This is a genomic window from Salipiger sp. HF18, assembly GCF_011806505.1.
Lineage (GTDB): Bacteria > Pseudomonadota > Alphaproteobacteria > Rhodobacterales > Rhodobacteraceae > Salipiger > Salipiger thiooxidans.
Window position 1 is genome coordinate 1 of the sequence record NZ_JAATOS010000143.1, and the last position, 8,933, is coordinate 8,933.

General features: G+C 70.8%; 5 protein-coding genes and 2 pseudogenes. 4 read left to right on the plus strand and 3 right to left on the minus strand.

The window, feature by feature from the left end; translation table 11 throughout:
• Positions 1 to 445, minus strand: a pseudogene (locus tag HC022_RS13280) (amidohydrolase family protein); the annotation flags it as partial.
• A gap of 99 nt (positions 446 to 544) precedes the next feature.
• Here HC022_RS13280 and hutI point away from each other — a divergent pair.
• From hutI to hutU, 4 genes and pseudogenes are all read left to right on the plus strand, one after another.
• Complete coding sequence (gene hutI / locus HC022_RS13285; protein WP_167452756.1) at positions 545 to 1,729, plus strand: imidazolonepropionase; 1,185 nt, start codon at positions 545 to 547, stop codon at positions 1,727 to 1,729.
• Complete coding sequence (gene hutH / locus HC022_RS13290) at positions 1,726 to 3,249, plus strand: histidine ammonia-lyase (RefSeq protein ID WP_217703976.1); 1,524 nt, start codon at positions 1,726 to 1,728, stop codon at positions 3,247 to 3,249. Before hutI ends, hutH begins: the two co-directional genes overlap by 4 nt.
• A pseudogene (gene hutG, locus HC022_RS13295) lies at positions 3,246 to 4,040 on the plus strand (N-formylglutamate deformylase). Before hutH ends, hutG begins: the two are co-directional and overlap by 4 nt.
• Positions 4,041 to 4,068: 28 nt before the next feature.
• Positions 4,069 to 5,751: a urocanate hydratase gene (hutU, locus tag HC022_RS13300; protein WP_167452758.1), complete on the plus strand. Its 1,683-nt coding sequence runs from the start codon at positions 4,069 to 4,071 to the stop codon at positions 5,749 to 5,751.
• A gap of 207 nt (positions 5,752 to 5,958) precedes the next feature.
• Here hutU and HC022_RS13305 read toward each other — a convergent pair whose 3' ends face one another.
• Together HC022_RS13305 and opgC are read right to left on the minus strand one after the other, a co-directional pair.
• Positions 5,959 to 8,262 carry a molybdopterin-dependent oxidoreductase gene (locus tag HC022_RS13305; RefSeq protein WP_167452759.1) on the minus strand — a complete coding sequence of 768 codons (2,304 nt, stop codon included), beginning with the start codon at positions 8,260 to 8,262 and terminating at the stop codon, positions 5,959 to 5,961.
• A gap of 127 nt (positions 8,263 to 8,389) precedes the next feature.
• The coding region (gene opgC, locus HC022_RS13310) for an OpgC domain-containing protein (RefSeq protein ID WP_167452760.1) at positions 8,390 to 8,933 on the minus strand (544 nt) is incomplete at its 5' end.

Here is an 8,933-nt window from a genome sequence, read left to right on the forward strand (position 1 = left end):
TGAGCGCGATGCCGGTGTCTTCTGCCGCCGCGAAGATCCGCGCCGACATCTCGGCGGGGTCCGCATAGGCGCGGCCGTCGCAGTCATGGTGGAGGTAGTGGAACTCGCCCACGCGGGTGTAGCCGGCCTCGAGCATCTCGACCTGGGCCATTGCGGCCATGGCCTCGGCACCGTCGGGATCGAGCCGCAGGGCGAAGCGGTACATCATCTCGCGCCAGGTCCAGAAGCTGTCGCGCCCCGGCCCGCGTGCTTCGGTCAGGCCGGCGAAGCCGCGCTGGAAGGCGTGGCTGTGCAGGTTCGAGGCGCCGGGGAGCAGCAGGTCGACCTGATCCGCCTCTGCGTCCTGCCCCCTGCCCAGCGCGACGATTCGCCCGGCCCCGACGGTGACGAGCACGTCCTCGGCCCATCCCCCGGGCAGGAGCGCCCGCTTCGCTGCAAGTTTCATGGTCCCTCCGGGGTCGCGAGATTGGCGGCAAGAATGGGGCTTCCGCCGTTTTCGTAAAATATGTATATACTTGTTTTACGGATGAGGAAAGAGAACGTGATGCGAAAACTCTGGATCAATGCGCGGGTGGTGACCGGCGCGGCGGGCGTGACGCCCGGGGCGCTGGAGGTGCTGACCGAGGGCGACCGGATCGTCGCCGTTGGCGCGACGCTCGACCGCGCGGGCGCAGAGCTGGTGGATTGCGGCGGCGCGCTGATGACGCCCGCGCTGATCGACTGCCACACGCATCTGGTCTACGGCGGCGATCGCGCGCGCGAGTTCGAGCTGAGGCTCGAGGGCGCAAGCTACGAGCAGATCGCGCGCGAGGGCGGTGGCATCGCCTCGACCATGGCGGCCACCCGGGCGCTCTCCGTCGACGAACTGGTCGCGAGCGCCCTGCCCCGGCTCGACCACCTGCTGGCCGAGGGCGTCGGCACGGTCGAGATCAAGTCGGGCTACGGGCTCGAGATCGAGGCCGAGCTCAACATGCTCCGCGCCGCGCGCCGGCTGGCCGGGATCCGCCCGGTGCGCGTGGTGACGAGCTGGCTCGCCGCCCACGCCCTGCCCCCCGCCTATGCCGGACGCGCCGCCGACTACATCCGCGAGGTGGCCATCGCCGGGCTCGACATGGCCCACGCCGAAGGGCTGGTGGATGCGGTCGACGGCTTCTGCGAGGGCATCGCCTTTTCGCCCGACGAGCTCGAACCGCTCTTTGCCCATGCCGCCAGGCTCGGGCTTCCGGTCAAGCTTCACGCCGAGCAGCTCACCCGGTCGGGCGGCGTGCAGATGGCCGCGCGGCACGGGGCGCTGTCGGCGGATCACGTGGAATATGCCGTTGCCGAGGACGCCGTGGCGATGGCCGCGGCGGGCACCGTCGCGGTGCTGCTGCCAGGTGCCTTCTACACCCTGCGCGAGACGCAGCTGCCGCCCGTCGGGGCCTTCCGCGAGCACGGCGTCCGGATGGCGCTCGCCACCGACTGCAACCCCGGCACCTCGCCCGTGACCTCGCTGCTGCTCACCATGAACATGGGCGCGACGCTGTTTCGCCTGACGGTGCCCGAATGCCTCGACGGCGTCACCGGCGTAGCCGCCGCGGCCCTCGGGCTGGGCGCCGAGACCGGGCGCATCGCGCCGGGCCTCTCGGCGGATTTCGCGCTGTGGGAGGCCGAGAGCGTCGCGCTGCTCGTCAACCGCATTGGTTTCAACCCGCTGAAATGGCGTGTCTTCAAGGGAGAGATCGTATGATCACCCTCACCCCCGGCAGCGTCACGCTGCCCGTTCTCGCACAAATCTACCGGGAAGGCGCGCCGGCGCGGCTCGATCCGCAGGCCATGCCCGGCATCGAGGCGGCCTGCGCCCGCGTGGCCGAGGTCGCCGCGGGCAGCGAGGCAGTCTACGGCATCAACACCGGCTTCGGAAAGCTCGCCTCGATCCGCATCGCGCCGGGCGACGTGGCAACGCTGCAGCGCAACCTGATCCTGTCGCATTGCTGCGGCGTCGGCGATCCGCTGGCGCCCGAAATCGTGCGGCTGATCATGACGCTGAAGCTCATGTCGCTGGGCCGGGGTGCCTCGGGCGTGCGGCCCGAGCTGGTGGCGCTGCTGGAGGCGATGCTGGACAGGGGCGTGATGCCGGTGATCCCCGAGAAGGGCTCGGTCGGCGCCTCGGGCGACCTCGCGCCGCTGGCCCACATGGCCGCGGTGATGATCGGCGAGGGCGAGGCATGGGTGGGCGACGACCGCCTGCCCGGGGCCGAGGCGCTGGCCCGCGTCGGGCTCGCGCCCATCGCGCTGGTCGCCAAGGAGGGACTGGCGCTGATCAACGGCACGCAGGTCTCGACCGCGCTGGCGCTGGCCGGGCTGTTCCGGGCCGAGCGGGCATTGCAGGCAAGCATCGTCACCGGCGCGCTGTCGACCGACGCCGCCATGGGCTCGACCGCGCCCTTCGCCGACGAGATCCACACCCTGCGCGGCCATCGTGGCCAGATCGACGTCGCCGCCAGCCTGCGCGGGCTGCTCGAGGGCAGCCAGATCCGCGACAGCCACCGCGATGGCGACGAGCGCGTGCAGGACCCCTATTGCATCCGCTGCCACCCGCAGGTGGGCGGCGCCTGCCTCGACCTGCTGCGGCAGGCAGCCGTGACGCTCGAGATCGAGGCCAACGCCGCCACCGACAACCCGCTGGTGCTGTCGGACGGGCGCATCGTTTCGGGCGGCAACTTCCACGCCGAGCCGGTGGCCTTTGCCGCCGACCAGATCGCGCTGGCGGTGGCCGAGATCGGCGCCATCGCCCAGCGCCGCATCGCGCTGCTGGTGGACCCGGCGCTCAATTACGGCCTGCCGGGGTTCCTGACGCCGAAGCCCGGGCTGAACTCGGGGCTGATGATCGCCGAGGTCACCACCGCGGCGCTGATGAGCGAGAACAAGCAACTCTCGCACCCGGCCTCGGTGGATTCGACCCCGACCTCCGCCAATCAGGAGGACCATGTGAGCATGGCCTGCCACGGTGCCCGTCGCCTGCTGCCGATGACGCAGAACCTGTTCTGGATCATCGGGGTCGAGGCGATGACCGGCGCGCAGGGCATCGCGCTGCGCGGGCCGCTCCGCACCTCGCCCGCGTTGCAGGGCGTCATCGACACGCTGCGCGCCCGCGTGCCCGAGCTCGGCCCCGACCGCTACCTCGCCCCCGACATGGAGGCCGCCGGCGCGCTGGTGGCCGAGGGCGCGCTGACCGCCACGCTCACCCTGCCGGAGATCTCCCGATGACCCCCGTCACCGTCACGCGGGGCGACAGCCCGCTTGTGCTCGCCTTCCCGCACACCGGGACCTACGTGCCCGAGGACATCTGCGCCCGGCTCAACGACGAGGGGCGGCTGTTGCGCGACACCGACTGGCATATCAATGCGCTCTACCGCGACCTCGTGCCCGGGGTGACTGCGGTGCAGGCCAACGCCCACCGCTACGTGATCGACGCCAACCGCGACCCGACCGGGGCCTCGCTCTACCCCGGCCAGACCACCACCGGGCTGGTCCCCGTGACCACCTTCGACAACGCCCCCATCTGGAAGGACGGCCACGGCCCGACCGAGGCCGATATCGCCGACCGACTCGCCGCGTAGCACGTGCCCTACCACGCCGCGCTCAAGGCCGTGCTGCAGCGGGTGAAGGCGATCCACGGCGTGGCGATCCTCTACGACTGCCACTCGATCCGTTCGGTGATCCCGTGGCTCTTCGACGGCGCGCTCCCCGATCTCAACATCGGCACCGACATGGGTAGCACCTGTGCCGCCGCCGTCGAGCTCGCGGTGCTCGACCGCTGCGCCGCCTCGGGGCGGAGCCACGTGCTCAACGGCCGGTTCCGCGGCGGCTGGACGACCCGGCACTACGGCCGCCCCGCCGAGGGGCTGCACGCCATCCAGATGGAGCTCGCGCAGGCGAGCCATCTCGGCTCCGAGGAACCGCCCTTCACGCTCGACCCGGACAAGGCCCACGCCCTGCGCGCGCTTCTCAAACCCATCCTGCAAGACCTGATCGACGTCGCCCCGACCCTTGCCTGAGCCGACGCCCGCCCTAAAGGACATCGCCATGAACAGCCCCCATCACAACCTTCGCGACATCTTCCCGCCGACCGGCCCCGAGCTGAACGCCAAGAGCTGGCTCACCGAAGCACCGCTGCGGATGCTGATGAACAACCTGCACCCGGACGTGGCCGAGAACCCGCACGAGCTGGTGGTCTACGGCGGCATCGGCCGCGCCGCCCGCACATGGGAGGATTTCGACTGCATCATCGAGAGCCTCAAGGATCTCGAGGCGGACGAGACGCTGGTCGTTCAGTCCGGCAAGCCCATCGCCATCGTGCGCACGCACGCCGACGCGCCGCGCGTGCTGATCGCCAACTCGAACCTCGTGCCCAACTGGGCCACGTGGGAACATTTCAACGAGCTCGATCGCAAGGGCCTGATGATGTACGGCCAGATGACCGCAGGCAGCTGGATCTACATCGGCGCGCAGGGCATCGTCCAGGGCACCTACGAGACCTTCGCCGAAGCCGGCCGCCAGCACTATGCCGGCGATCTTACCGGCAAGTGGATCCTGACCGGCGGTCTCGGCGGCATGGGCGGCGCACAGCCGCTCGCCGCGGTCATGGCGGGCGCCTGCTGTCTCGCCGTCGAATGCGACGAGACCCGCGCCGATTTCCGCATCCGCACCCGCTATTGCGACGAGAAGACCCATGACCTCGACGAGGCACTGGCGATGATCGACCGCTGGACCAAGGCGGGCGAGGCCAAGTCCGTGGCGCTCATCGGCAATGCCGCCGAGATCTTCCCCGAGCTGCTGAAGCGCATGCGGGACGGTGGCCCGCGCCCGGACATCGTGACCGACCAGACCTCGGCACACGACCCGTTCCACGGCTACCTGCCCAAGGGCTGGTCCGTGGCCGAGTGGCGCGAGAAGCAGGAAAGCGCGCCGGAGGAGGTGAACCGCGCCGCGCGGGCCTCGATGAAGGACCACGTGGCCGCGATGGTCGGCTTCTGGGAGGCAGGCGTGCCGGTGCTCGACTACGGCAACAACATCCGCCAGATGGCCAAGGAGGAAGGGCTCGAGACCGCCTTCGCCTTCCCGGGCTTCGTGCCCGCCTACATCCGCCCGCTGTTCTGCAAGGGTGTGGGTCCGTTCCGCTGGGCGGCGCTCTCGGGCGATCCGGAAGACATCTACAAGACCGACCAGGCGATGAAGGAGCTGTTCCCCGAGAACGAGCACCTGCACCGCTGGCTCGACATGGCGCGCGAGCGCATCGCCTTCCAGGGTCTGCCCGCGCGGATCTGCTGGATCGGGCTGGGCGACCGTCACCGGGCCGGGCTGAAGTTCAACGAGATGGTGGCGAGCGGCGAGCTGAAGGCACCGGTGGTGATCGGCCGCGACCACCTCGACTCGGGGTCGGTGGCCTCGCCCAACCGCGAGACCGAAGCGATGCGCGACGGCTCGGACGCCGTGTCGGACTGGCCGCTGCTGAACGCGCTGGTAAACACGGCGTCGGGTGCGACCTGGGTGTCGCTGCACCACGGCGGCGGTGTCGGCATGGGCTTTTCGCAGCATGCAGGCGTGGTGATCTGCGCCGATGGCACGCCGGAGGCCGCGAAGCGTCTCGAGCGGGTGCTGTGGAACGACCCGGCCTCGGGCGTCTGGCGCCACGCGGATGCGGGCTACCCCGAGGCCATCGACTGCGCCCGCGCCCACGGGCTGCGGCTGCCGCGCATCCTCGGCTGAGCCTCCGCCTTTCAAGGAAAGGCGCCGCCCGGTGATGGGCGGCGCGATCTGAAGCGGCAGCTGGTCAGGCGTCGGCCAAGACACCGCACTCTATGGTGTCGAACTTCAGAATGGTGCCGAACTTCAGACGCTGGTGAGGGCCAGCGCGATCCGGAGTGCCGAAGGTCAGGCCCAGCCAAAGTCCGGCGCGATCCGGAGTGCCGGTGGTCAGGCGCTGGTGAAGGCCGGCTGCGACCACGGCGCGGGGGTGGGCGCGGTCTCTTCGAACCGTACCACCTCGACGAGGCAACTCTGCGCCACCGCGCCCTGCGACAGGCCCGAGGTACCCCGGTCGGCGGTCAGCGCGTTCGGGTTCCCCGCGATCTCGAGCCCGTCGACCTCGTGGTACCAGCTGCCGGTCGCCATCCGCACCGTGCCCGCCATGATCCGCGCATCCGGCATGGCGGCGGCAAGGCTGCGGCCACGGTCGTTGTGCACCATCACCACGTCGCCCTCGGCAAGCCCACGCGCCTCGGCGTCGGCGGGGTTCATCCAGAGCGGCTCGCGCCCGTCGAGCTTCGTCGCCATACTGGTGGCGCCGTGGTCGAGCTGACTGTGCAGCTTGCCCTTGGGCTGGTCCGAGAGCATGTGCAGCGGCCAGCGCTGCGCCTCGGGGGCGCCCAGCCATTCGCGCGGGGCGAACCACATCGGATGGCCGCCGCAATCGGGCAGCCCCATGGCGGCGATGGTGTCAGAGAAGATCTCGATCCGGCCCGAGGGCGTCTCGAGCGGATGCGCCTCGGGATCGCGGCGGAAGTCCTCGAGCATCACCGTACCGTCGCCCGACGGCAGCTCGATCAGCCCCAGCTCGCGGAAGACGTCGAACTCGGGCAGGTCCACGCCCTCGCCGCCCATACGCTGGCGGCTCTCGTCGTAGAGCCGGCGCAGCCAGCCCTCGGCGTCGAGCCCCTCGGTAAAGCGTTGCGCCACGCCGAGCCGCTCGGACAGCGCCGAGAAGATGGCGTAGTCGTCCCGCGCCTCGGCCAGCGGCTCGGAGGCCCGGCTCATCCACACGATGTGCTCCTCGAGCGTGCCGTAGCCGATGTCCTCGCGCTCGAGCGCAGTGGTCGCGGGCAGCACGATGTCGGCGTGCCGGGCCGTGGCGGTCCAGTACTGCTCGTTGACCACGATGGTCTCGGGCTTGGCCCAGGCGCGGCGCAGGCGGGTCAGGTCCTGGTGGTGGTGGAACGGGTTGCCGCCGGCCCAGTAGACCAGCCGGATGTCGGCATAGGTCCGGGTCGTGCCGTCATAGGTGTACTGGCCGCCGGGGGTCAGCAGCATGTCGGCGATGCGGGCGACGGGGATGAAATCCGAGACCTCGTTGATGCCCTGCGACAGCGTCGGCCCGGGCAGGCGCCGGCCCCGGCTGCCGAGCAGGTTCTCGGCGCCGTAGCCGATGCCGAGCCCGCCGCCGGGCAGGCCGATCTGACCGAGCATCGCGGCCAGCGTCACCAGCATCCAGCAGGGCTGCTCGCCATGGTCGGCGCGCTGCAGCGACCACGACATGTTCACCGTGGTGCGATGCGACGCCATGCGGCGCGCGAGATCGCGGATCGTCTCGGCAGGGGCGCCGGTGATTTCGGCCGCCCAGTCCGGCGTCTTCGGGCACGCGTCGCTTTCGCCGCGCAGGTAGGCCTCGAACTGCGGAAAGCCGACGCAATGGCTGGCGAGGAACGCCCGGTCCAGCAGCTCCTCTTCGGCCAGAACGTAGGCCAGCGCCAGCATGAAGGCGGTGTCGGTGTTGGGGCGGACGGGGATCCACGTCGCCTCGGTCTCGGGCGCGAGATTGTCTGCCACCGGGCCGATGTTGACAAACTCGGTGCCGCTCTCGCGCATGACGCCAAGCGCCCGCGGCAGGTGGTGTCGCCGCACGCCGCCCGCCGAGATCTGGGCGTTCTTGTCCGGCACGCCGCCGAAGGTGACGAAGAGCTCGCACTCCTCGGCGAGGGTCTGCCAGTCGGTGTGGCACTCCATCAGCCGGTGCATGTTCATCAGCACGTGCGGCAGGATCACCGTCGCCGCGCCGAGGCTGTAGCTGTTGCGGTGGGCGACGTAGCCGCCGGCGGCGTTGAGGAAGCGGTGAACCTGGCTCTGCGCGTGGTGGAAGCGCCCGGCGCTCGACCAGCCGTAGGAGCCGCCGAAGATGGCGCCGTTGCCATGGGCCTGCCGGACCCGGTCGATCTCGGCCGCGACCAGGTCGAGCGCCTGGTGCCATTCGACCTCGACGAACCGCTCCTGCCCGCGTTTCTCGGGGGCGGCGCCGGGGCCGTGGCGGAGCCAGCTCTCGCGCACGGCGGGGCGGCGGACGCGGGCGGACTGCACCTCGGGCGTCAGCTGGTCGAGCCCGATGGCGTTCGGACAGGGATCGTCGGCGAGGGCGTGCAGGGTCACTCCGCCCGCGTCCTCCCGGACCTCGCGAACGCCCCAGTGGGCAGAGGTGTAGCGGGTGGCGGGCGGGGCATCTTTGGGCATGGTCTTCTCCTGCGGCGGAACGCGGACGAACGTACCACCGGCAGGCCCGGCCACAAGGCCGGCATTGTATCAACACACGGAGGCAGGGTGTCGGCGGCCCGCGATCGGGCCGCCGGTGAAGGGGGGGTCAGAGCGCCGGTTTGCCCGGGGCGCGCAGGGTGCCGGGACGGGGCGCGATGCGAGCCACCAGCTCGGCGGCCTTCGCGGCCTCGGCGGCCCGGTCGCGGCGGCGCTCGGCGATCATGGCGGCGCCCAGCATCACCACCAGCCCGACCGGCAGCACCAGCCACGCGACGATGGCGGGGTTGGGCGCGGCGACCAGCAGCACCTGCATCGCGAGCGACACCAGCGTGCCGGTTGCGAAGACCAGCAGCCCGTGCCGGCCCAGCAGGCGCAGCGGCGAGGCGATCTCGTGGCCGCAGAGTCTGCGGATGGCGGGGATCGCCGAGAGCACGTAGGCCAGCGCCAGCGCGTGGAGCATCCGCGGCACCGCCACGAAGGTCTTGTCATGAGACACCACGTGGAACGGCGCACCGGCCTTGCCGAGCAGCGACATCTGGTGGTTCAGCACCTCGCCCAACCCCGGAAGGTAGCGCCATGCCAGCACCAGCACGAGGAAGCCCGCCGACAGCGCGAACAGCCACGGCTGCCGCGGGATGAACCGGTCGCCG